Source organism: Sphingomonas gellani (assembly GCF_900110035.1).
In the GTDB taxonomy this organism is placed as follows: Bacteria; Pseudomonadota; Alphaproteobacteria; order Sphingomonadales; family Sphingomonadaceae; genus Sphingomonas; species Sphingomonas gellani.
Window position 1 is genome coordinate 755665 of record NZ_FOCF01000001.1, and the last position, 22750, is coordinate 778414.

The 22750-nt window shown below is 66.9% G+C and carries 20 protein-coding genes and 1 pseudogene; 10 read left to right on the forward strand and 11 right to left on the reverse strand.

All coding sequences use genetic code 11. The features are described from left to right. Positions 1-19 precede the first annotated feature (19 nt). Positions 20-649 (forward strand): carbonic anhydrase, encoded by a 630-nt coding sequence (locus BMX37_RS03900; protein WP_093664095.1) that lies wholly within the window; start codon positions 20-22, stop codon positions 647-649. Positions 650-708: 59 nt separating this feature from the next. Here the strand turns inward: BMX37_RS03900 and aspS are convergent, their stop codons facing one another. Then, positions 709-2535 (reverse strand): aspartate--tRNA ligase, encoded by a 1827-nt coding sequence (gene aspS / locus BMX37_RS03905; RefSeq protein ID WP_093664096.1) that lies wholly within the window; start codon positions 2533-2535, stop codon positions 709-711. Positions 2536-2657: 122 nt separating this feature from the next. Here aspS and rnd point away from each other — a divergent pair, with 122 nt between their 5' ends. After that, positions 2658-3845, forward strand: a complete 1188-nt coding sequence (rnd, locus tag BMX37_RS03910; protein WP_093664097.1) for a ribonuclease D — start codon at positions 2658-2660, stop codon at positions 3843-3845. Continuing rightward, positions 3842-4138, forward strand: a complete 297-nt coding sequence (locus BMX37_RS03915) for an I78 family peptidase inhibitor (protein WP_093664098.1) — start codon at positions 3842-3844, stop codon at positions 4136-4138. Before rnd ends, BMX37_RS03915 begins: the two co-directional genes overlap by 4 nt. Here the strand turns inward: BMX37_RS03915 and BMX37_RS03920 are convergent. Genes BMX37_RS03920 through BMX37_RS03935 form a run of 4 tightly spaced genes read right to left on the reverse strand, consistent with a single transcriptional unit; the run spans position 4135 to position 9711 of the window. After that, positions 4135-5619 (reverse strand): Ppx/GppA family phosphatase, encoded by a 1485-nt coding sequence (locus BMX37_RS03920; RefSeq protein WP_170841817.1) that lies wholly within the window; start codon positions 5617-5619, stop codon positions 4135-4137. The genes BMX37_RS03915 and BMX37_RS03920 overlap by 4 nt on opposite strands. Next, positions 5613-7775 carry an RNA degradosome polyphosphate kinase gene (locus BMX37_RS03925; protein WP_093664100.1) on the reverse strand — a complete coding sequence of 721 codons (2163 nt, stop codon included), beginning with the start codon at positions 7773-7775 and terminating at the stop codon, positions 5613-5615. The genes BMX37_RS03920 and BMX37_RS03925 overlap by 7 nt, the downstream gene beginning before the upstream one ends. Beyond that, positions 7772-8437: an HdaA/DnaA family protein gene (locus BMX37_RS03930; RefSeq protein ID WP_093664101.1), complete on the reverse strand. Its 666-nt coding sequence runs from the start codon at positions 8435-8437 to the stop codon at positions 7772-7774. Before BMX37_RS03930 ends, BMX37_RS03925 begins: the two co-directional genes overlap by 4 nt. Beyond that, positions 8434-9711 (reverse strand): heavy-metal-associated domain-containing protein, encoded by a 1278-nt coding sequence (locus BMX37_RS03935; protein ID WP_093664102.1) that lies wholly within the window; start codon positions 9709-9711, stop codon positions 8434-8436. The genes BMX37_RS03930 and BMX37_RS03935 overlap by 4 nt, the downstream gene beginning before the upstream one ends. 63 nt (positions 9712-9774) lie before the next feature. Here BMX37_RS03935 and purM point away from each other — a divergent pair, with 63 nt between their 5' ends. The 3 genes and pseudogenes from purM to BMX37_RS03950 all read left to right on the forward strand — a co-directional run bounded on the left by purM (position 9775) and on the right by BMX37_RS03950 (position 12369). Then, a complete protein-coding gene (gene purM, locus BMX37_RS03940; RefSeq protein ID WP_093664103.1) occupies positions 9775-10896 on the forward strand; it encodes a phosphoribosylformylglycinamidine cyclo-ligase in 1122 nt (373 codons plus the stop codon). After that, positions 10889-11452, forward strand: a pseudogene (gene purN / locus BMX37_RS19415) (phosphoribosylglycinamide formyltransferase); the annotation flags it as partial. The gene purM and the pseudogene purN, both read left to right, overlap by 8 nt. 338 nt (positions 11453-11790) lie before the next feature. Beyond that, on the forward strand, positions 11791-12369 hold the full coding sequence (locus BMX37_RS03950; protein WP_093664105.1) for a hypothetical protein: 579 nt from the start codon (positions 11791-11793) through the stop codon (positions 12367-12369). A gap of 12 nt (positions 12370-12381) precedes the next feature. Here BMX37_RS03950 and BMX37_RS03955 read toward each other — a convergent pair whose 3' ends face one another. The 4 genes from BMX37_RS03955 to BMX37_RS03970 form a co-directional block, all read right to left on the reverse strand. Then, complete coding sequence (locus tag BMX37_RS03955; RefSeq protein WP_093664106.1) at positions 12382-12903, reverse strand: GNAT family N-acetyltransferase; 522 nt, start codon at positions 12901-12903, stop codon at positions 12382-12384. A gap of 1 nt (position 12904) precedes the next feature. After that, positions 12905-13327 (reverse strand): nucleoside-diphosphate kinase, encoded by a 423-nt coding sequence (ndk, locus tag BMX37_RS03960; RefSeq protein ID WP_093664291.1) that lies wholly within the window; start codon positions 13325-13327, stop codon positions 12905-12907. Positions 13328-13429: 102 nt separating this feature from the next. Then, positions 13430-13870 carry a DNA polymerase III subunit chi gene (locus BMX37_RS03965; RefSeq protein ID WP_093664292.1) on the reverse strand — a complete coding sequence of 147 codons (441 nt, stop codon included), beginning with the start codon at positions 13868-13870 and terminating at the stop codon, positions 13430-13432. A gap of 15 nt (positions 13871-13885) precedes the next feature. Then, entirely contained in the window at positions 13886-15358 is a 1473-nt protein-coding gene (locus tag BMX37_RS03970) for a leucyl aminopeptidase (RefSeq protein ID WP_093664107.1), read from the reverse strand. A 167-nt stretch (positions 15359-15525) separates the two neighbouring features. Here BMX37_RS03970 and BMX37_RS03975 point away from each other — a divergent pair, with 167 nt between their 5' ends. From BMX37_RS03975 to rsmA, 4 genes are all read left to right on the forward strand, one after another. Further along, on the forward strand, positions 15526-17787 hold the full coding sequence (locus tag BMX37_RS03975) for an LPS-assembly protein LptD (protein ID WP_093664108.1): 2262 nt from the start codon (positions 15526-15528) through the stop codon (positions 17785-17787). A 71-nt stretch (positions 17788-17858) separates the two neighbouring features. Continuing rightward, positions 17859-19202 carry a peptidylprolyl isomerase gene (locus BMX37_RS03980; protein WP_244501366.1) on the forward strand — a complete coding sequence of 448 codons (1344 nt, stop codon included), beginning with the start codon at positions 17859-17861 and terminating at the stop codon, positions 19200-19202. A gap of 13 nt (positions 19203-19215) precedes the next feature. Continuing rightward, complete coding sequence (gene pdxA, locus BMX37_RS03985) at positions 19216-20214, forward strand: 4-hydroxythreonine-4-phosphate dehydrogenase PdxA (protein ID WP_093664109.1); 999 nt, start codon at positions 19216-19218, stop codon at positions 20212-20214. Between the two features lie 2 nt (positions 20215-20216). Continuing rightward, entirely contained in the window at positions 20217-21044 is an 828-nt protein-coding gene (rsmA, locus tag BMX37_RS03990) for a 16S rRNA (adenine(1518)-N(6)/adenine(1519)-N(6))-dimethyltransferase RsmA (protein WP_093664110.1), read from the forward strand. Here rsmA and BMX37_RS03995 read toward each other — a convergent pair. Continuing rightward, complete coding sequence (locus BMX37_RS03995; RefSeq protein WP_170841818.1) at positions 21031-21531, reverse strand: tetratricopeptide repeat protein; 501 nt, start codon at positions 21529-21531, stop codon at positions 21031-21033. The genes rsmA and BMX37_RS03995 overlap by 14 nt on opposite strands. Positions 21532-21564: 33 nt before the next feature. Further along, entirely contained in the window at positions 21565-22749 is a 1185-nt protein-coding gene (locus tag BMX37_RS04000; RefSeq protein ID WP_093664112.1) for an RsmB/NOP family class I SAM-dependent RNA methyltransferase, read from the reverse strand. Position 22750: the final 1 nt, after the last annotated feature.

The following is a 22750-nucleotide window of genomic DNA, read 5'->3' on the forward strand; positions in this document are numbered from 1 at the left end:
CAACGAAGGATCAGATTGGATGACCGACTTCAGCGACCTGGTTGACGGATATCACCGTTTCCACTCGTCGGATTGGCGCCGGCAGCATGAGCGCTGGTCGCAGCTGAAGGAAGGGCAAAGTCCCAAGGTGATGGTGATCGCCTGTTCGGACAGCCGCGTCGAACCCGCGCAGATCTTCGACACCCTGCCCGGCGAAATCTTCGTGGTTCGCAATGTCGCGAACCTGGTGCCGCCGTTCGAGACCGGCGGCGGCCTGCACGGCGTCTCCGCCGCGTTGGAATTCGCGGTGACTCAGCTGAACGTCGAGGAGATCGTGGTGCTGGGCCATGAAAAGTGCGGCGGGTGCAAGGCCGCGCTGGACCACGCGTTTCAGGATGCGGAGCCCGGAGAGGGCGGCTTTATCTCATCCTGGGTGCGCCTGCTCGACGGGGCCCGGGAAAAGGTGCTGGCCGAGCATGACGACCCGGCAGAGGCGTCGCGCGCGATGGAGCTGGAGTCTGTCCGCACCTCCCTCGCCAATCTGCGCACCTTTCCTTTCGTGACGGAGCGGGAGGATGCGGGGAAGCTGGCGCTGCACGGCGCCTATTTCGGTATCGCGTCCGGCGAGTTGCTTCTGCTGGATCAGGAGGGCGCGTCGCACCGCGCCTGACAGAATGCGGCAAGGGAGGGAGCGTCCGACACGCCCCTCCCTTTCATAGGCATGTCGGATCAGCCAGCGGCCGGATGAACCGTCTTCTCCGCGTTCGGCGCGGTTGCCTTGGGCTGTTCTGCGGTTGAGCGGATCGACAGTTCGCGCAGCTGCTTCAGGCCAGCCTGGCTGGGGGCGCCCATAAGCAGGTCCTCGGCGCGCTGGTTCATCGGGAACAACGTGACCTCGCGCAGGTTCTGCGCACCGCACAGCAACATCACGATCCGGTCGACGCCTGCCGCCATGCCGCCATGCGGCGGCGCGCCATATTGAAACGCGCGGTACAGGCCGCCGAACCGCTCCTCCACGTCCGCCTTGGACAGGCCGACCAGCTCGAACGCCTTAACCATCAGGTCGGGATGCTGGTTCCGGATCGATCCGGACGCGATCTCATAGCCGTTGCAGACCAGATCGTACTGATACGCCTTGATCGACAGCGGATCGGCGCCTTCCAGCGCCTCCATCCCGCCCTGTGGCATGGAGAAGGGATTGTGGGCGAACTCGACCTTCTTCTCTTCCTCGTCCCATTCGTAGAACGGGAAGTCGACGATCCAGCACAGGCGGAACGCGCCCTCCTCAACCAGACCCAGCTGCTCCGCGATCCGGTTGCGGGCCAGACCGGCCAGCTTCGCTGCCTGCGGCGCCTTGCCCGCCGCGAAGAACAGGCCATCGTCCGGGCCCAGATCGAGCGCCGCGTACAGCGCCTCCATGCCCTCTGTGCCGTGGTTCTTCGCAATCGGGCCGCCGAACTCGCCGCCCTTGCGGGTGACGTAACCCAGCCCGGCATGTCCCTCCGCCCGCGCCCACTCGTTCATCTCGTCGAAGAACTTGCGGCTTTTGTCCGCCGTGCCGGGCGCCGGGATCGCACGCACGACGCCGCCAGACCCTACGATGCGCTCGAACAACCCGAATCCGGACTGGGTGAAGTGTGACGAGACGTCAGTGATCAGGAGCGGGTTGCGCAGGTCGGGCTTGTCGGATCCGTACTTGAGGATGGCCTCGTCATAGGGAATGCGCGGGAATTCGCCGCTGGGCGTCACGGCACGCCCATCCGCGAACGCCTCGAAGATGCCGCCGATCACCGGCTCCATCGTCTCCCAAACCTCTTCCTGCGTAACGAAGCTCATCTCCAGGTCGAGCTGGTAGAATTCGCCGGGCAGGCGATCGGCACGCGGGTCCTCGTCGCGGAAACAGGGTGCGATCTGGAAATAGCGGTCAAAGCCGGCGACCATCAGCAGCTGCTTGTACTGCTGCGGCGCCTGCGGCAGCGCGTAGAACTTGCCCGGATGGATACGGCTGGGGACCAGGAAGTCGCGGGCGCCCTCCGGCGAGGAGGCCGTAAGGATAGGGGTCGAATATTCGGTGAAGCCCGCCCCTTCCATTCGCCGCCGCATGTCGGAGATGATACGCGTGCGCCGCACGATGTTGGCGTGCAGCGTCTCGCGCCGCAGGTCGAGGAATCGATAGCGCAGGCGGATATCCTCCGGATATTCCTGCTCGCCCGCCACCGGCATGGGCAGTTCGTCGGCCGCCGACAACACCGTCGCCCCGCGCGCGAACACCTCGATCGCGCCGGTCGGCAGGTTCGGGTTCACCGTCGACTCGGTCCGCGCCTTGACCGTACCATCGATCGTCACGACCGACTCGACACGAATTTGCTCAAGAACAGGCAGTGCCGCGGAGTCGCTGTCCGCCACGATCTGTGTGATGCCGTAATGGTCGCGCAGGTCGATGAACAGCACGCCGCCATGATCGCGCTTGCGATGCACCCATCCGGACAGGCGAACGGTGTCGCCCACGGTTGAGGCGTCGAGCGCGGCGCAATGATGGGTACGATAGGCGTGCATGGACTTGCTTCTCATCTGAGCGTCGCCTGGCGCGGGCGTGATGACGACGGGATTGGATTGCGCCGCCCTCCCCTTACCCGGCCCACTTTGTCAACCCGCGCGCGCCTCGCTATGGGCGGGCGATGCACATCCACCCTCTTGTCACCGACACCGCGACGCTCGCCAATCTGTGCTCCCGTTGGTCCCGGGCAGACTTCATCACGGTCGACACCGAGTTCATGCGCGAAAGCACCTATTGGCCAGAGCTCTGCCTGATCCAGGTGGCGGACACGGAGGAGGCGGCGGCGATCGATCCACTGGCGCGCGGGCTGGATCTGGCGCCGTTGCTCGACCTGTTGGTCAACAACGAAGAGGTGCTGAAGGTCTTCCATGCGGGCGGCCAGGATATCGAGATCGTCCATAACCTGACCGGCAAGACGCCCCACCCGCTGTTCGACACCCAGGTAGCCGCGATGGCGCTGGGTCAGGGGGAACAGATCGGATATTCGAACCTCGTCGACAGCTGGCTGGGCATCACGATCGACAAGGGCGCGCGCTTCACCGACTGGGCGCGCCGGCCCCTCGACGCACGCCAGATCGAATATGCGATCGGCGACGTCACGCACTTGGCCCGCATCTTTCCCAAGATGCTCGAACGCCTGCGCAAGACCGGGCGCGGCGCGTGGCTGGATCAGGAGATGGAGCGGCTTGCCGATCCGGCCAACTATGCCAACGATCCCGATCAGGCCTGGAAGCGCGTGCGCGTGCCCAGCCGCAAGCCCGATGTGCTCGGCCGCCTGAAGGCGCTGGCCCGCTGGCGCGAACTGGAGGCGCAGGCCAAGGACCTGCCGCGCGGCCGGATCGTGAAGGACGAGACACTGGCCGATCTAGCCGGGCACCCGCCCCGGCGTCAGGCCGACCTTGCCAAGGTTCGCGGCCTGTCCGCCACATGGGCGGGCAACGATATCGGCGCCCGGCTGATGGCGGCGGTGGAGGCAGCGCAGCCCCTGCCGGAAAGCGAGATGCCGCCTCGCGACGATCGCAAGCCGGGGCTGGGCAAGGATGGCGCGCTGGTCGCCGACCTGTTGAAGCTGCTGCTGAAGATTCGCGCGCGGGACATCGACGTCGCGCCTCGCCTGCTCGCCCGGTCGGACGAGCTGGAGGCGTTGGCGGCGGGCGTGCGCAGCGGGCTGGCGATGCTGGACGGCTGGCGTTTCGATCAGTTCGGCCGCGACGCGCTCGATCTGGTGGAGGGCCGGCTGGGCTTTGCGGTGCAGCGCGGCAAGCTCAAGATGACCAGATCCGCACAGGCCGAGGAGGAAGCCGCATGACCACCCGCTCGCTGATCGCCGCGACCGCGCTGCTCGCCGGGTGCGCGCCGACTTCGCATGCGCCCGAAGGACCAGCCAACGCACGCACCTGCGTGGTCGATAAATCCTCGACCGGCAAGTATGTCGGACAGCCGTTCACCGCCCAGATGGGCGAGGCGCTCCGGAAGGCGACAGGTTCCGCCACCCTGCGCGTCGTGCATCCTGGCGACATGGTGACCATGAACATGCGCCCCGATCGGCTGACCGTGCGGCTCGACGCACAAGGGCGGATCGATTCAATCAGCTGCGGCTAAGCGACCCCGCGCCTCGGATTGCGGCCGATGAACGCGGCCAGCGCCGCGTGCCGCTTCGCCACCGTCTCTCCGTACAATCCCTCGTCATCCTGCGGCAGCGACAGGACCAGATCACTGCCGTCGATATGAAGGCTTGAACGCTCCAGCGGCCGCGCCAACCCGGCGGACAGCCTCTGGCCCAGCCGCATCGCCAGTCCCCAAGACGCTGCCTGACGCAGGGCGTCATCGGTCGCCAGAGTGTCCAGCGGCGCAGGACTCTCCGTTCGACCGCACAGGCTGGTGAACAGAGCCTGCGCCAGAACGGCTCGCTCGGACGCGGTGATCCCCACCCATGCGCCGTGCAGCGCGATCTCCAGCCCGCGTTCGGCCCGGAACTCCGGATTGGCCCGCCATCCCACGTCCGCGAGCAGGCAGGCAGCATGACGGATGCGCGCGATGTGCGGCGGCTCGTCGGCGAACACCGGATCGATCCATCGCTGGAGCAGGTCACCGTGCTCCGCGAATCGCCCAAGCTGCCGCCCCTCCTCCCGCGCCGCGACGATCAGCGGATCGAGCGCGCGCGTGTCCGCATCGAGCGCTTGATGAAGCAAACCCTCACGCAAGCCGAACGACGAAGCGATCGCCACCTGCGGACCCAGCGTGCGGAACAGCACCTCTAAAAGGGCACCCGCATCGCCGAGAGTGGCGGCGCGGCCGGACGACAGGCCGGGAACCTCCTTGATCTGCGTCTTGTCCAGTCGGCCGACCATGCACACCAGCTTGGTGACCTCATCGGCAGTCATCGCGTAGCCGTGGATAATCGGCAGCGGGTATGCGGTCAGGTGCATGTGCAACCGGGCCAGCGCACGCCACGACCCCCCGACAAGGAAGATCGGCAACCCTTTTCCCGCGCCCTTCCAACCAGCCCGTTCGATCATCCACCCAACGTGACGCACGAACGCCTTGCCTCGCCTCTCCGGCAAAGCGGCCAGGCGCAGCACGCCGAGCGGAAAGGACACGCGTTCGGTGATCGTGCCGCGAGACAGCCGTACCAGTTCCAGGCTGCCGCCGCCCAGATCGCCGACGATGCCGTCGGCGCTCGGGAAGGCCGATAAGACGCCCTGACCGGACGCAGTCGCCTCTTCCTCGCCCGACAGCAATTCGACGCTCAGCCCATTCGCCGTCGCGGCGTCGATCAAGTCCGCGCCGTTGGACGCGTCGCGGACGGCGGCGGTCGCGACGGTGCGGACGGTCGTCACCTTCATCTCACGCGCAACGGCAGCGAATCGGGCAAGTGCCGTCCTCGCGGCAGCCATACCCGCCTCATCGATGGCGCCGCTGGTCGCCACGCCACGCCCCAGCCCCGCGAGAACCTTTTCGTTGAACAGCACCGCCGGGATGCGCGCCGGCCCCTGGTACACGACCAGCCGGATCGAGTTGGATCCTATATCGATAATCGCGGTACGTGACGCATCCGACTCTCGCGTCGTCGCCATCACCATGGAGGCAGCGACAGGGTCGGCACGGCGGCGGCGCTTTCCAGCGCTGCACCACGCCCGGACAGCGATGGGTTGGTCATGAAATACCTGTGAAGGTTGAAGGGGCGATCACCGGGCGGAACCCGAGTGTAAGTGCCATCCGGCTCCAGCGTCCAGCTCTGCTCGGTATCGATTAGGTTGGCGACCATCACTTGATCCAGGATCTGGTCGTGCACGGTCGGGTTGAGGATCGGCAGCATGTATTCGACGCGCCGATCGAAATTGCGCGGCATCCAGTCGGCCGACGAGATGAACAGCTTCGCGCCGTCATTCGGCAGGTTCGCGCCATTGCCGAATGCCCAGATGCGGCTGTGCTCCAGAAAGCGGCCCACCACCGATTTGACCCGGATGCGTTCCGACATGCGCTCGACGCCTGGACGCAGGCAGCAGATGCCACGGATCACCAGTTCGATGTCGACGCCGGCGCTGCTCGCCTCGTACAGCTTTTCGATAATGGCGGTGTCGACCAGCGAGTTCATCTTTGCCCAGATCGCCGCCGGCCGCCCTCCCTGAGCGTGAGCGATCTCCGCATCGATCAGCGCCATCAATCGGGTACGCAAATCGCGCGGCGACAGGCTGACGCAGGTCAGCGACGTCGGCTCGACATAGCCGGTGATGTAGTTGAACATCTGCGCCGCATCAGAGCCGATGGCAGGATCGGCGGTGAAGAAACTGAGATCGGTATAGATTCGTGCCGTTACCGGGTGGTAGTTGCCCGTGCCGAAATGGCAGTAGGTGCGATATCCCGCGCCCTCACGTCGCACCACCATAGACACCTTGGCGTGCGTCTTCCAGTCGATGAAGCCGTACACGACCTGTACGCCCGCCCGTTCCAGCGCCGAGGCCCAGTACAGATTCTGTTCCTCGTCGAACCGCGCCTTCAACTCGACGATCGCGGTCACCGACTTGCCCGCCTCGGCCGCGGCGATCAGCGCGTTGATGACCGCAGGCTGCTTGCCGGCGCGGTACAGCGTCTGTTTGATCGCCACCACGTCGGGATCGTTCGCCGCCTGTTTCAGGAAAGCGAGCACCACTTCGAACGTTTCGTAGGGATGCTGGACGACGATGTCCTTGGACTTGATCGCCGCGAAGCAATCGCCGCCAAACTCCCGGATTCGTTCGGGAAAGCGGGGCGTAAATGGTGGGAACTTCAGGTCGGGGCGCCCCTCGTCCACCAGCATCGACAAGTCGCCAATGCCGAGCAAATTGCCGCTTTCCGTGATGATCGCGTCCGCCCCGCCCAGCTCCTCGCGCAGCACGGCCGCCAGCGCATCGGCAATGCCCGTCTCCAGCTCCAGCCGGATGACCCGGCCACGCCGCCGCCGCTTGATCGCGTTGGCGAAATAGCGGACCAGATCCTCCGCTTCCTCCTCGATCTCGATGTCGCTGTCGCGCAAGACGCGGAACGCCGCTGCGTCCAGAATGTCATAGCCCGGGAACAGCAGGGGGGCGAACCGTTTCAGGATCGTCTCCACCGCCACGAAGCGCGCGACTTCTCCGGGCACGCGGACGAAACGCGGAGTGACGGCCGGCAGCATGACCAGTTCTCTGACCGGTTCTCCGTCCGATCGACGCACGAGATCGAAGATCACGCTCAGCCCGCGATTGGGAATGAACGGGAAAGGGTGCGCCGGGTCGAGCGCCTGCGGCGTCAGCGTCGGGTACACCTGCTCGCGAAAGTGCGTCTCCAGCCAGGCGGAGACATCATCGTCGATCTCGTCCCGCCGCAGCACGTGGAAGCGAGCGTCGTCCAGCGCAGTACGCAGATCGCCCCAGACCGCCTGCTGGCTTTCCATCAGCCGGTCCGCTTCGGCGGTGATGGCGGAAAGCTGCTCCGACACGGTCAGTCCGTCGACCGACCGCTTCTCGACCTCCTGAAGCTGCTGCCCCTTCAGACCCGCAACGCGGACCATGAAGAACTCGTCCAGGTTGGAGCCGGAAATGGAAAGAAAGCGCAATCGCTCCAGCAGGGGATGCGCGGTGTTGCACGCCTCCTCCAGCACCCGGCGATTGAACATCAGCCAGGATAGTTCGCGGTTGAAATAGCGATCGCCGGCGGTGCCCTCGAACGGATCGTCGTCCTGCGCCGCCAGATGGGTCAGGTGGGCGGGACGGCTCATGCCAAGTCGGCCTGCGCTGGATCGGCCTGCGCGGGGTAGGCCTGCACCGGGTCAGCCTGCACTGGGATCAGCCCAGCTTCGCCCAGCACGGTACGCGCAAACGGCACCGACAGCCGCTTGCGTTGCTCCAGCATCTCCTGATCCAGCACGTCCACGGTGCGGACAACGGCCAGATGGGTGCGTTCGATCCTGCGCGCGAGCCAGTGGATCAGGTCGGGCCGGGCATCAAGGCCGCGCCGATGAAGCAGATGTGAGAGAAGTCCGTGCATCAGCGCGTCATCAGGCGCTTCGATGACAGCTACGTTACCGGCACCCAGACGCGACCGGAGATCGGGCAGCTCCACCTTCCACGCCGGCGGGGCGGCGTCCGCGACCATCAACAGCGGGCGGCGATCGGCCTGGGCACGGTTCCAGGCGTGGAATAGATCGGTTTCGGGCACCCGCTCCGCATCATCGATCACGGTCCCGCCACTCTTGGCGGCGAAGATGCGCGACAACAGGCTGCGGCCCGACTTTCGCGGGCCCACCAGCAGCGCGGCCTTGACTGGCCATGTGCCCCAATGATCGAGCAGGTGTACCGCGGCCTTGTTCGACGGGGTAAGGATGAACGCGTCGTCGCGCGGATCGTCCGGCCAGGCGAGTGGCAGGGCGATCTGGCTCATCCCGGACCTGCGGACCCGCTGGTGATGTCGGGGGGCAGCAATCGCGGCGCCAGCCGGATGCGGATCGCCTGCCCCTGCCCCAACACCTGATAGCCCCTCGATTCTAGGGCCGCGCGGAACGCGTCCGGGTCGCCGTCATAGGTGACCCGAACGACCGACACGCCGCCGAGCGCCAGGCTGGTGGTCTGTGCGCCCCGTACCCCGCTAACCGACCGCAGGGCCGATTCGGCGTTCGCCACCGCCGATGCGGTCGGCGTGTCCACCTGCACCGTGATCGCGATCCCTGCGGAGGCACCGGTCGCCGACACGTCGTCCACGACCGTATCCTCACCACCGGCATCGTCATCCGCGGTGATATCGGCGGCAACCGGCTGTGGCGGCGGCGACAGCGTAGGGTCCGGATCTAGCGCCCCCTGTCGCAGCGCAGCGGCATAAAGCGCGTCCAGCCGCTTTACCCCGGCGTCCAGCAATTGCGGCAAGCCCGCGCTGCTGCCGACCCGCAGCGTGAAGCCGCCCAGCATGGCGTTGTCCGGACCATGCCGCGCCTCGAACACGCCGATCACGGGGCCGCCAGGCCACTGTCGGTAAAGTCGAACGGTCGGGATGATGACGTCGGACGCGCCATATTGATCGATGACGCTGCGCCACCAGCCGCGGCCCGGCCGCTGGGTCTGTCCGAAATTGACCAGCAACGGGTCGCCACCCGTACCGGCCAGCCGGACATAATCGATGGCGCTGCTGCCGGTGCGGAACCGGGCCCAAGCCTCCTGCCAGTCGGTGCGCTGCTCGAAGACGCTGGCCACCCCGGCCGACCATTGCACCGGCACGACCAGTACGGGCGTGGAGCGGTCCGCATAAGCGCTGACGCCGAGGAGGGAGGCCGCCCGTGCCCGGTTGAACAGCACGCCCAGGCGCGCGATGTATCGCTTCGGCCCGATCTGCTCGTTCTCGACGACGATGCCGGACACGATCTGGTTCAGCGTGCCGTCGCCGATCGCGCCTGTGCTGCTGCCCAGCCGGTCGGCCAGCTGCTTCCACGCCTTGCGCTGAGCGAGACGCCATCCGCCGTATCGCGCCGCGTCGGCCGTGTCGGCGGCGACATCAACGGTGACGCCCGTCACCTCGTAATCGCTGCCGCTATCGACGGGGGTCACGCCGCGTCCGCTGCCATCCATCTGGGCGAACACGCCGCCCGCGCCGATCACCCCACCGGCCAGCGCAAGGGCGGTGCCGGCAAGGGCGGACACGATGGCTGGCGGAAAACGATGACGCATGTTACTCGCCTTTTGGCGAAGCAGCCGTGGAAATCCAAGTGCGATGTGGCTAGCAGCGTCGGCATGGCCGACCAGACCCCCGCCCCGAGCGCCCCGACCCCGCAATCCTACACCTATGCCGATGCCGGCGTGTCGATCGCGACGGGCAACGCACTGGTGCGGGCCATCGCGCCGCTTGCCCGATCGACCCGTCGCCCCGGCGCGGACGCTGATCTGGGCGGCTTTGGCGGCTTGTTCGACCTGAAGGCGGCCGGGTTCGTCGACCCGCTGCTGGTCGCGGCGAATGACGGCGTCGGTACGAAGTTGAAGCTGGCCATCGAGTGGGATCGGCACGCCGGCGTCGGCATTGACCTGGTCGCAATGTGTGCCAACGACCTGATCGTGCAGGGCGCGGAGCCGCTGTTCTTCCTCGATTATTTCGCGACTGGTCGCCTCGACAATGCCGTGGCAGAACGCGTGGTCGCCTCCATCGCGGAAGGGTGCCGACAGGCCGGATGCGCGCTGATCGGCGGCGAGACCGCGGAAATGCCCGGCATGTATGCGGAGGGTGATTACGATCTCGCCGGCTTCTGCGTGGGCGCGGTGGAGCGCGACAGGCTGGTCACCGGCGCAACGATCGCGCCCGGCGACGTGATCCTCGGCCTCGCTTCGTCCGGCGTTCATTCCAATGGCTTTTCGCTGGTGCGACGGCTGGCGGCGGACAAGGGGTGGAAATTGGACCGTCCCGCCTTGTTCGATCAGGATCGTTTGCTGATCGATCATCTGATGGCGCCGACGCGCATCTATGTCGCCAGCCTGCTGCCGCTGCTGCGGGACGGCAAGATCAAGGGTCTGGCGCATATCACGGGCGGCGGACTGCTGGAGAACATCCCGCGCGTCCTGCCGGACGGCAACCACGCGGTGATCGACGCGGACGCGTGGGAACTGCCGCGACTGATGGCGTTCCTGCAAGGTCAGGGCGGCATCGAGCCGAACGAGATGGCCCGCACCTTCAACGCCGGCATCGGCATGGCCGTCGTGACCGCACCGACTCAGGCAGCCGATGTCACCTCCGCCCTCAAGTCGGCGGGCGAGACGGTTCACCAGATCGGGCAGGTTCAGGCCGGGCCGCGTGGCTGCACCGTGCGTGGCAGTGCCGGGACGTGGAGCGCGAAGGCCGAATGGACCGCGACTCATAATGGCTGAACGCGTACCCGTCGCGGTGCTGCTGTCGGGTCGCGGCTCCAACATGCGCGCGCTTGTGCAGGCGTCGCGGCAAACAAACTGCCCATTTCGGATCGTACTGGTCGCGAGCGATCGGCCCGACGCAGCCGGCCTGACATGGGCAAGGGCCGAGGGTATCGACACCTTCGCACTTGCGCCCAAGGGGATAGGGAAGGCAGCGTTCGAGGCCGCCCTGGACGATGCCCTGAAAGCATCAGGCGCACGCGTGATCGCGCTGGCCGGTTACATGCGCCTGGTCTCCGACGCCTTTGTCGAGCGTTGGCGGAACCGCATCATCAACATTCATCCGTCCTTGCTGCCGAAGTACAAGGGTTTGGACACGCACGCGCGGGCGATCGCCGCCGGGGATACAGTTGCCGGATGCTCCGTCCATATCGTCAACGAAGAGTTGGACGGCGGCGCTCTGCTCGGTCAGGCCGAGGTGCCGATCCGTCCCGGTGATACGCCGGATATCCTTGCCGAACGCGTGCTTGAACAGGAACACCGGCTATATCCGCGCGTGCTGGCAGAGTATGTGAGGCACATGACCGATCACCCCGCCCTTCTCCGCCTGCGCGATATCGTCCAGTCCTTGCCCGACGTCGAGGAGCGTACCGAGGTGGCGCGCACCCGCTTCCTCGTCGGCGACAAGCCGTTCGCCGAACTTCTGCACGATAACGCCGCTGGCGACGTGAGCGTTCGCCTGCGCGCCGCGGCGGACGATCGGGGGGTGGCGGAGTCAGGCCAATCTGCCCCCACGGACCAGTGGGTTGCCGTGAGCGTCGGTGACGACTCGGACTGGACCGCGCTGGAAGAGCGTGTCGTCCGTGCCTGGGAACTTGCCGCCCCTGCCGCCTTGCTGGAGGCGGGCGGTCGATGAGCGAAAATGCAGATCAGGCTCGCACGCGCCGCCGCTGGGTCACGCTGGCGGAACTGGTGGCGGTCGCGGGCGTGGTGATCGCCGGACTCGGCGCATGGAATAGCTGGTCGGAACGTCGTGATGCTGCGGCCGACAAGGCTGCGACAGTGGCCGCCGCGACAAAGGCCGATGCGCGCGTCGACTTGTCAGCCACGGTGCAGGATGGCGGCCGGCAGCTGCTGCTGAAGGACGACCGACACGAACTCCAGTCGATCACCATCGACTTCCCGCATGCGCTCGGCGCGACTCGGCAGGAGCCTGTAGCGGACCCTATCCTCGACGCCCGCCCATTTCAGGACAAGCTGCTGGAACTCACCGATGGCGGTTCCGACAGCCGCGAGGGACGCCTGGCGGTCCTGGTGACGACGCGCTGGCTGGACGGCGACGCACAACGTCAGGCGCGCGACGTGTACGACGTGATCTGGCGGACAGAGGGCCGCGTGCTAAGGGGGCGGGCGCTGCGTCTGGAGGGCCTGCGCCTGCGCCGCCGGGGCGGCGATCAGGCCGCGATCGATCGGCTATGGACCCATCCCTGATACGCGTTGCGACTAGAGATCGCGGCCATAGACCACGTCGTCGAACCAGCTGCCCCCGACCTTGAACCTGCGCTCACCGCACAAGCTGAACCCCTGCTTCTCGTAAAAGGCACGCGCGCGCGTGTTCGTGCTCAACACGCCGAGCAGCAGGCGCGACATACCCATCGCCTGCGCATCAGCGACCGCGCGCGTCATCAGCGCCGGACCGAGCCCCGCGCCGTGAAAGCGTGACAGAACATAGATGCGGCGCAGCTCGATATCGCGCGCGTGCATAGCGATCGGGAAGTCTGGCGGCGTCAGCACGGAATAGCCGATCGGCGCCGCGCCCGATTGATGCTCGACCAGCGTCACCACGCATCGGTCGTCATGAGCCCATGCGGCGAACACCGCCGGCGATGATTTCGCCTCCACATGAGCGACGATGTCCGCGCCACGCAGCACACCGGCGAACGTCTCCAGAAAGGACGCGCCGGCGATCAGGGCGGCCGCGGGAGCATCGTCGACCGAAGCCCTCCGCAGCCGCCACTTGGTCATGTTAGCCGACGATCTCTTCGGGCTTGAAGAAGAACGCGATTTCGGTCGCGGCATTCTCGTCGGAGTCGGACCCGTGAACCGAATTCGCCTCGATCGATTCGGCCAGTTCCTTGCGGATCGTGCCGGCGTCTGCGTTCGCCGGGTTGGTCGCGCCCATGATGTCGCGGTTGCGCTTCACGGCGTCCTCGCCCTCCAGCACCTGTACGACGACGGGCCCGGAGATCATGAAGGTGACCAGATCGTTGAAGAACGGCCGCTCCTTGTGCACCGCGTAGAAGCCTTCGGCCTGCTCGCGGCTCATCTGGATGCGCTTGGACGCGACGACGCGCAGCCCGGCCTCTTCCAGCATGCGGGTCACCGCGCCGGTCAGATTGCGACGCGTGGCGTCGGGCTTGATGATCGAAAAGGTACGGTTCGCGGCCATGATGGTCACGGGCTCCTGCTGGTGATGAAGGTATGAAAGTGGCCGGCCTCTAGGCGGCGGCATGGCACGATGCAAGGCGCAGCGGCGCGTCCGAGTGTCCCGTCAGGCTGCCTGTTCCCAGCGCCCGGCGTCGTTCTGCTTCCAATAACGGCGCTCCACACCTTCCCTCTCGCCCAGGCCTTTCCAGGCGCCACGCGCTGCGCGGATCGCCTCCTCGTCGAAGAAGTGAAAGGCGCGGTCGAAATCCAACGCCTCGTCACGCCACAGGCCATCGATCAGCGCGATGTGCCGCGCGCGATTGGCAGCGTTCACGTCGCCGGCGATCAAGACCAGCTGGACCGTGTCATCGCAAGCCCCGATCTGCGCATGCGGCAGGAAGCTGTCCGGCGTGTAGCTCCACAGCAGCCGGTCGATCGCGGTGCGTTGCTCCGCGTCGCCCGACACGATCAACAGGCGTGCGCCGCTCGCCACCACCTTTTCGGCGATCTGCGGCAGCGCACGCGCCAGCGGCGTGACGGTCAGATGGTAGAAATCGACCTGCACCGCCACCTCCGACCGTCAGGCCTCGAACGCTTCGGCGACGAAGCGGTCGAGCAGGCGCACGCCATATCCGGTCGCACCCTTGTCGTGATGCGTACCCGGCTTGTCCGACCAGACCATGCCGGCGATATCAAGGTGCGCCCAGCGCACGCCATCTTCGATGAAGCGCTGGATGAACTGCGCGGCCGTGATCGATCCCGCGCCCTTGCCACCGATGTTCTTCATGTCGGCGATCTGCGAGTCGATCATCTTGTCGTAAACGGGCGACAACGGAAAACGCCAAAGCTTGTCGCCGGTCGCCAGCCCCGACGCCTCCAGCTGTCTGGCCAGTTCGTCGGTATTGGAGAACAGGCCGCCATATTCGTTGCCCAGGCTGACGATCATCGCGCCGGTCAGCGTCGCAAGGTCGACAATCGTCCCGACATGGTGGGTCCGCTGCACCCAGGTGATCGCATCGGCAAGGACCAGTCGTCCCTCCGCGTCGGTGTTCAGCACCTCGATGGTCTGACCGGACATGGAGGTCAGCACGTCACCCGGCCGCGTCGCGTTGCCGTCGGGCATGTTCTCGACCAGGCCCATGACGCCGATGACGTTGGCTTTCGCCTTGCGCAGCGCCAGCGCCTTCATCGCGCCGGCCACCGCGCCCGCGCCGCCCATGTCCCACTTCATGTCCTCCATGCCGGCCGATGGCTTGATGGAGATGCCCCCGGTGTCGAACGTGACGCCCTTGCCGACCAGCGCCACGGCAGGGTCGCCCTCGCCCGCGCCGTTCCACTTCAACGCCAGCAACCGGCCCTCCCGCGCCGAACCCTGACTGACGCCGAGCAGCGAACCCATGCCCAACTCGCGCATCGCCGCCTCGTCCAGGACGGTGACGTCCAGCCCGAGGCCATCGACGCTGGCCAGGACCTGCTCGACGAAGGTCTCGGGGTACAGAATGTTAGGCGGCTCACTGACCAGCTGGCGGGTCAGCGCCATGCCGTCCGTCACCGCCGACTGCGCCGCCCATGCTTCCTCCGTGCCCGCCGTTGCACCGGCGATCGCGATCCGGTGCAAGGTCGGACGCGCGTCGTCGGCCATCTTGGTGCGGTACTGGTCGAACCGCCACGCCCGCTGCGCCGCCGCCGCCGCAAAGCGCGCCACCGCCTTCGCAGACGGTGCCGCCGCAACACGGCTGCAGTCCACCGCAACCTCTTCCGCGCCGGAGGACAGCAACTTCGCGGTCAGCGCCCCGCCCGCCTTGGCCCATCCCTCTTCATCGCCGCTGCCGACGCCCAGCAGGATCAGGCGCCGCGTCGCTTCGCCGCCAACGAACACATCGACGGTGCTGCCCGCATCGCCAGAGAACCGCGCCGCCTTTGCCGCCGCCTCGGCCACGCCCGATGCCCCGGCATCCAGTTCGTTCCAGCCGATCTGGCCCATCCCGTCCTTCAGCACGGGAATGGCGAGGATGGCGGCGTCGGTGGTGCCGGCAACGAAGTCGATCTGCATGGACGAACCTTGGATAGAGAATTTCGGTGCCGCAGATGTAGGAACGATCATCGGCGATGGCAAAGCGGCGCGTTGCACCGACAGGCGACGGGTGCAATAGGCATTGCCGTCGGCCTCGCACACCGCGATGCTGGCCTGTTCGATGACAAGGGTGGGACCACAGGCTCGTGCTGCGTTGCAATCTGCTTGCGGGCTGCGGCCTGTCCCTTGCGCTGCTGATGGCGGCGCCGCTGGCCGCGCAGGACCTTCAGACCCGACCGGCACCGCTGCCCGTCGCCCCCGAAGTGGCACCCGCCGACGCCGCTCCCGCCGCTGCGGGCGAAGACCAGATCCGTTTCAGCTCCAACACGCTCGAATATGACACCGACTCCGACACGGTCACTGTGACGGGTGAAGTGCGCATGCAGCGCGAGGACGAGCGGCTTCGCGCAGACAAGGTTGTCTGGAACCGCAAGACCGGCCGGGTCGTCGCAAGCGGCAACATCGCGGTCATCAACCCTCAGGGCGACGTTGCCTATGGCAATACGATCGAGCTGACCGATACGCTAAAGGACGGCGTGGTCGACAACATGCTGGTCGTGCTGTCGAAGGGTGGCCGCCTGGCCGCCGAACGCGGCACCCGACAGGACGATGGCACCGTCAACCTGACTCACGCGGCGTACACGCCCTGCGCCGTGACGACGGGCGCCGGGTGCCCGAAGGAGCCGACGTGGAAGATCACGGCGGTACGGGTGACCTATCGGCCGGAACGCGGACGGGTCTATTACGACCATGCCCAAATCAACCTGTTCGGGCTGCCGACCATTCCCCTGCCCCGCTTTTCCCACCCGGTGGGTGGATCTGGCGGCAACGGCCTGCTTTCCCCCGACATCCGCTATGATCGCGTGAACGGGATCGAGGCGGCTGTCCCTTACTACTTCGGGTTCGGTCCCAACCGGTACCTGACCGTGACCCCGCACGTCTTCTCCGGCTCGCTGCCGATGGTTCAGGCTGAATATGCTGCACTAGGGGATACGGGCGCGTTCCGGCTGACCGGCTATGCCACTGTCAGCCGCCGCAGCGACGACCTGACCAGCACGGGCACCACGCTCAGCACCGAGGAGGCGTTTCGCGGCTACCTCGACGGGATCACGCGGTACCAGGTGGACCCGAACTGGAGCATCTCCGGATCGCTCCGTATCGCAACCGACCGCACCTTCCTGCGGCGCTACGACATTTCGCGCGACGATCGCCTGCGCAGCAACCTCAGCGTGGAGCGGATCGACGCGGACAGCTACTTCTCGCTGAACGGCTGGTTCGTGCAGACGCTGCGCCTGAACGACCGTCAGGGGCTTCAGCCGATCGCCTTGCCCGAGATCGACTATCGCCGCCGCTTCGACGAGGGACTGCTCGGCGGCCGCGTGACGGCACAGATCAACTCGCTGGCGATCACCCGCTGGGATGGCCAGGACACACAGCGCGCCTTTGCCAGCCTGCGCTGGGACCTGCGCAAGCTGACGACGCTGGGTCAGGAGGTGACGTTCACCGCCTTCGCCCGCGGCGATCTCTACAACACCGACGACACGCTGACCTCACCGATCGTGTATCGCGGGCGCGAGGGGTTCCGGGGCCGGGCAATCGGCGCGTTGGCGGTGGACATGCGCTGGCCGTTCGTCGGCAGCTTCCTGGGGGGCGCACAGCGTGTGACGCCCCGGCTGCAGATCGTGGCATCCCCCCGGCTCAGCAACACTGCGGTTCCGAACGAAGACTCGCGGGCGGTCGACCTGGAGGACTCGAACCTGTTCTCGCTCAACCGCTTCCCAGGGTACGACCGGTTCGAGGACTCGTCGCGCGCGACATACGGCCTGGAATATGCGCTCGACCTGCCGGGCCTGACTGTCAATGCCACGGTCGGGCAAAGCTATCGCCTGGATGAGCGCCCGACGATCCTCTACGAGGGCACGGGCCTGTCCGATCGCTTTTCCGACATCGTCGGGCGGACGGAATTGCGGTTTCGCGATTTCGTGTCGATCACCCACCGGTACCGGCTCGACAAGAACGACCTAGCGGTCCGGCGGAACGAGGTGGATGCCACCATCGGATCGCGCGGCACCTATGTGCTGCTCGGTTATCTGCGCCTCGACCGCAACATCTATCCGACCATCGAGGATCTTCAGGACCGGGAGGAGGCGCGTGTCGCCGGGCGGGTTCAGTTCGCCCGGTTCTGGTCCGCTTTCGGCTCCATGGTGATCGACCTGACGAACAAGGCGGAAGATCCGTTCTCCGTCGCCGACGGCTTCGATCCGGTCCGGCATCGGCTGGGCGTCCAATATGAGGACGATTGCCTGAAGGCGGGCCTGACCTGGCGTCGCGACTACAACAACACCGGCGACGCCCGGCGAGGCAACAGCTTCCTGTTGACGCTGGCATTCACCAACCTCGGCCGCTAAGCCCGGGTTCAGCTAATCTGCGGCAACCATGGCTCGTTCTACAGCGCCGCACTTTTGAGGTTGGACAAGCAGTGAATCACAGTTTCGTACGCGCCGCGATCGGCATGGTTGCGACCGTCGCGCTGACGGCATCGGGCGGCGCCCAGACGGTCACCGACAAGAGTGTGCCCGAAACCAATCTGGACCTGCCGCAGAACCTGCAGATCTTTGGCAAGGTGGACCCCAACGTCCGCAAGCCGACCGCTATCGTCAACGATTCCGTCATCACCGGCACCGACGTCGACCAGCGCACCGCCCTGATCCTGATGGCCAATGACGGCGAGGTGCCCGGCGGCGACCGCAACGCGCTGAAGCTTCAGGTCCTGCGCCAGTTGATCGACGAGACGCTCCAGATCCAGGAGGCGAAGACCGCCGACATCACCGTCACCACCAACGAGTTGAACCAGAGCTTCAACGGGGTCGCGGCGCGCTTTCGGCAAAGCCCGGAGGAATTCCGCGCATCGCTGCGCAAGGCAGGCAGCTCGGAACGCTCCCTCCGCCGCCAGATCGAGGGCGGCCTCGCGTGGCAGCGCTACCTCCGCAAGCGGGTGGAGCCGTTCATCAACGTCGGCGACGAGGAAGTGCAGTCGGTGCTCGACCGGCTGAAGCAGTCGCAGGGCCAGGAGGAATTCGCGGTTAAGGAGATCTACCTCTCCGCTCAGCCGGGCAATTCCCAGCAGGTGATCGGCAACATGCGCCAGATCGTGGCCGAAATCCAAAAGGGGCAACAGCCATTTGAGTATTTCGCGCGACGCTTCTCGGAGGCATCGACGCGGGCGGTGAACGGCGATCTCGGCTGGGTGCGTGCGTCGCAGCTGCCGGACGCCTTGTCCAATGCCCTGCAGAGCATGCAGGTCGGGCAGGTCGCCGGACCGGTCGAGGTTCCCGGCGGCTACTCGTTGCTGTACCTGACTGACAAGCGTCGCGTCGGCGCGGTCGACCCACGCGATGCGCGGCTCAGCCTGAAGCAGATGACCGTCCGCTTCCCCTCGGGCGTCTCCTCTGCCGAGGCGTCGGCTCGTACCGCCGCCTTTGCCAAGGCGATCCAGTCGCTGCGCGGGTGCGGCAGCGTGGAGAAGGTCGCGGCCGCGATCGACGCAGACGTGGTCGACAACGACACGATCCGCATCCGCGACCTGCCGCCGCAGTTGCAGGACATCATGTTGAAGCTTCAGGTCGGTGAGGCGACACCGCCGTTCGGCTCTCCGGAACAGGGCGTGCGCACGCTCGTGATCTGCGGCCGCGACGACGCCCGCGTGGCCAGCCTGCCCGGTGCCGATCAGGTCCAGAACCAGCTGGAGCAGCAGCGGGTGAACCTGCGCGCCGATCAGAAGCTGCGCGACCTGCGTCGCGACGCCGTGGTGGAATATCGCTGACGAGGCCGGTGCGATGACCGCACCCCTCGCGATTTCCATGGGCGATCCGGCCGGGATCGGACCGGAGATCATCGCAAAGGCCTGGTCTGCCCGTCATGAGGCATCGCTGCCGCCGTTCGTGGCGATCGGCGATGTCCGCGCGCTCGCGCGCGTCTGGGACGGACCGGTCCGAACAGTCGGGGGGCTTGAGGACGTCGCGGGCACCTTTGCCGACGCGCTACCGGTGTTGCAGGTGGAGGATGCGGGCGACATCACGCCAGGCCAGCCCGATATCGAAGGCGCGCGTTGCGCCCTTCACGCGCTGGAGCTGGCGGCGGGCCTGGTTCGCTCGGGTGCCGCATCAGCGCTGGTCACCGGCCCTGTGTCCAAGGCGCAGCTTTACGGCGCTGGCTTCACCCATCCGGGCCAGACAGAGTTCGTTGCGGAGCGGTGCGGCGTGGCCGGTGAGAACGCCGTGATGATGCTGGCCGGACCCAGCCTGCGTGTCGTGCCGATCACCACCCACGTCCCTCTCGCCGCCGTGTCGTCCCTGCTCACTGTCGACCTGATCGTCGCAAAGACACGGGCGACCGCGCGCGGCCTGGTCCGCAACTTCGGCATCGAGGCGCCGCGCCTCGCGTTCGCAGGGTTCAACCCCCATGCGGGCGAGGGCGGCGCGATCGGGCGGGAGGAGATCCAGGTGATCGAACCCGCTCTGCGCCAGTTGCGCGAGGAAGGGATCGACGCGCGCGGCCCGTTTGCGGCCGACACCCTGTTCCACGCCCGCGCCCGTCGTGAGTATGACGTCGCTCTTTGCGCGTACCACGACCAGGCGCTGGTGCCGCTCAAGACGCTGCACTTCGACGAAGGCGTCAACATCACGCTCGGCCTGCCGATCGTGCGGACCTCGCCCGACCACGGCACCGCGTTCGGCATCGCCGGCCGGAACGAAGCGCATCCCGGCGCAATGATCGCGGCGATCGCCATGGCGCAACAGGCGAGCATCTTCCGCGCCGCCAGCCTGTCCTGCTGAAGATGGAGCCGACCGCTCCGTTGCCTCCCCTGCGGGACGTGATCGCACGCCACGGCCTGTCGGCGAGCAAGGCGTTGGGGCAGAACTTCCTGTTCGACGGTCAGCTGCTCGCGCGGATCGCTGCCATCCCCGGCGACCTGAACGATGCGGAGGTGCTGGAGGTCGGCCCCGGTCCGGGCGGTCTGACGCGTGCCCTGCTGGCGGCGGGCGCACGGGTTACCGCCATCGAGCGGGACGCGAGGTGCATCCCGGCGCTCGAGGAACTGAGCGCCGCCTTTCCGGGGCGGCTGCGCCTGATCGAAGGCGATGCGCTGGCGGTCGACGCGCCGACCTTGTTCACCGGGCGTCCGCACATCGTCGCTAATCTGCCCTATAACGTCGGCACCGCGCTGCTGGTCGGGTGGCTGAGCGGCGCGTGGCAGCCGTGGTGGCAATCGCTGACCCTGATGTTCCAGAAGGAGGTGGCGGAACGGATCGTCGCCGCGCCCGGATCATCGGCTTACGGACGGCTAGCGGTGCTGGCCCAGTGGCGCAGCACGGCGCGGATCGCGATGCCGGTCCACCGCTCCGCCTTTACCCCGCCGCCAAAGGTGATGTCCGCGGTGGTGGCGATCGCGCCGACTGCCGCGCCGGAGGGCGTCGAGGTGGCGACGCTGGAACGGCTGACCGCGGCCGCCTTTGGTCAACGACGCAAGATGCTGCGTCAAAGCTTGAAGGCGATGCCCGGTGCGCTTGCCGCGCTGGACACGGTCGGCATCGACGCGACCCGACGTGCGGAAACGTTGACGGTCGCCGACTTCGTCGCGGCCGCCCGCGCTATTCGGGCGTAGCGGTCAGCTTCTTCTCGACCTGAGCCGTCGTGACCGGCGGCCCCTTCGCAATGGCGGCCGACAATTCGGTCGCCTCGCCACACGTCGTTTTGCAGAGCTTGCGGATCTTTGCCAGGTTCTGGCGGGCGAGGTTGACCGCACCCTTCTGCACCAGCGCTTCACCCTGCCCGCTCAGCGCCGACAGGTCGTTCGGCTCCAGCAACAGCGCCTCACGGTACAGCCGGATGGCCTTGCCGGGCAGTCCGCGCGAGTCCGCGATTTGGGCCAAGGTGACGAACGCGCCACGATTGCGCGGGTCGACCGCGGCGGCGGTCTCGATAAGGTCGGTCGCCCCGTCCACGTCACCGGCCGCGCGTGCCGCCTTTCCCTGGTTCAGCAATTGCATCGACCGCGCATCGATCTGATCGTCAGGCTTCTGGCCGCTCAGCGATGTCGACATGCACACCACAGCCAGCGTGGCGGCAAGGGCGACGGAAGATACGCGCATCAAGAACTCCACCGGAGGCACCCGCACCGCGTATCACGGTGCCCGCAGGCGTGCGACAAAAAACCCGTCCGTATCGTCGTTCAGGGGATCCATCCGCACCCCATGCCCGTGCGGCCGGCCGAGCGGCAGAACCGGCACCTCCACCGCCCAGCCCGCATGTGCGGCAAGGAATGTTTCGACCTGGTCGCTGCCCTCCTCATCCAGCAGCGAGCAGACGACATGCACCAGCACGCCGCCCGGCCTGACGAGCATGGCGGCCAGGTCGAGCAGCCGGCGCTGCGTCTGGACCAGCCGCTCGAGACGTGCCGGATTGAGCCGCCAACGCGCCTCCGGATTGCGCCGCCACGTCCCCGTGCCCGAACAGGGCGCGTCCACCAACACCGCATCAGCCGCGCCGGCAAGATCGGTCAGCCGGTCGGTTTCGCGATTGGGGTCGAGCAGCCGGATCTCGGCAATGCTGACCCCCGCACCCTCCGCTCGCGGGGCAAGCCGCGACAAGCGTGCACGATCGGTGTCACAGGCGATCAGCCGCCCCCAATCCTCCATCGCCGCAGCCAGCGCCAACGTCTTGCCTCCGGCGCCGGCACACAAGTCCACGATGACTGCCCCGGGCTCGGCCGGAACCGCAAGCGTCACGGCCTGGCTGCCGGCGTCCTGTATCTCGGCCAAGCCATCGACCATCATCGGCAGCTGCTCCACCGCGGTGCCGGTGGCAAGCCGCATGGCGTTCGGCAGACCGGGCACGGCAGCAGCGCCCTCGATCTCCCGCAACAATGGCTCACGCTCTGCCTTCAGGCGATTGACCCGCAGGTCGAGGGGCGCGCGCCCGACCAGCGCAGCCATGGCATCCGCCGACAAGCCCGATCGGACCATCGCCTTCTCCAGCCACGCTGGCACTACGCCGGCAACCGCGCGGGGTTCATTGGCGATGATCGGCTCAGGCCCATGCGCCGAGCCATCGAAGCTGGACGCCAAACCGGGATCGGCATCGGCAAGGGCGACCATCACCGCACGCCCGCTCGGTGGAGCCTCGCCGCTGTGCCGGATTGCGCGATAGACGAGTTCGCGCACCGCCCGCCGGTCCTTCGACCCGGCATAGCGGCGCGCGGCGAAATAGCGTCCGATCAGCGTGTCGGCCGCCGCGCCCCCGCCGGAGGCCGCGGCGATGATGTCGTCGAGAAGCTCGATCGCGGCTTGAACACGGGCAGCGGGTGTCATC

Bases quoted from the DNA above. Each gene is read 5' to 3' on its own strand.
- ndk (WP_093664291.1), bottom strand. From the start codon at position 13,327: ATGGCCGCGAACCGTACCTTTTCGATCATCAAGCCCGACGCCACGCGT.
- aspS (WP_093664096.1), bottom strand. From the start codon at position 2,535: ATGCACGCCTATCGTACCCATCATTGCGCCGCGCTCGACGCCTCAACC.
- BMX37_RS03930 (WP_093664101.1), bottom strand. From the start codon at position 8,437: ATGAGCCAGATCGCCCTGCCACTCGCCTGGCCGGACGATCCGCGCGAC.
- pdxA (WP_093664109.1), top strand. From the start codon at position 19,216: ATGACCGCACCCCTCGCGATTTCCATGGGCGATCCGGCCGGGATCGGA.
- BMX37_RS03900 (WP_093664095.1), top strand. From the start codon at position 20: ATGACCGACTTCAGCGACCTGGTTGACGGATATCACCGTTTCCACTCG.
- rnd (WP_093664097.1), top strand. From the start codon at position 2,658: ATGCACATCCACCCTCTTGTCACCGACACCGCGACGCTCGCCAATCTG.
- BMX37_RS04000 (WP_093664112.1), bottom strand. From the start codon at position 22,749: ATGACACCCGCTGCCCGTGTTCAAGCCGCGATCGAGCTTCTCGACGAC.
- BMX37_RS03995 (WP_170841818.1), bottom strand. From the start codon at position 21,531: ATGCGCGTATCTTCCGTCGCCCTTGCCGCCACGCTGGCTGTGGTGTGC.
- BMX37_RS03935 (WP_093664102.1), bottom strand. From the start codon at position 9,711: ATGCGTCATCGTTTTCCGCCAGCCATCGTGTCCGCCCTTGCCGGCACC.
- purM (WP_093664103.1), top strand. From the start codon at position 9,775: ATGGCCGACCAGACCCCCGCCCCGAGCGCCCCGACCCCGCAATCCTAC.
- BMX37_RS03915 (WP_093664098.1), top strand. From the start codon at position 3,842: ATGACCACCCGCTCGCTGATCGCCGCGACCGCGCTGCTCGCCGGGTGC.
- BMX37_RS03950 (WP_093664105.1), top strand. From the start codon at position 11,791: ATGAGCGAAAATGCAGATCAGGCTCGCACGCGCCGCCGCTGGGTCACG.
- BMX37_RS03970 (WP_093664107.1), bottom strand. From the start codon at position 15,358: ATGCAGATCGACTTCGTTGCCGGCACCACCGACGCCGCCATCCTCGCC.
- rsmA (WP_093664110.1), top strand. From the start codon at position 20,217: ATGGAGCCGACCGCTCCGTTGCCTCCCCTGCGGGACGTGATCGCACGC.
- BMX37_RS03925 (WP_093664100.1), bottom strand. From the start codon at position 7,775: ATGAGCCGTCCCGCCCACCTGACCCATCTGGCGGCGCAGGACGACGAT.
- BMX37_RS03955 (WP_093664106.1), bottom strand. From the start codon at position 12,903: ATGACCAAGTGGCGGCTGCGGAGGGCTTCGGTCGACGATGCTCCCGCG.
- BMX37_RS03920 (WP_170841817.1), bottom strand. From the start codon at position 5,619: ATGGTGATGGCGACGACGCGAGAGTCGGATGCGTCACGTACCGCGATT.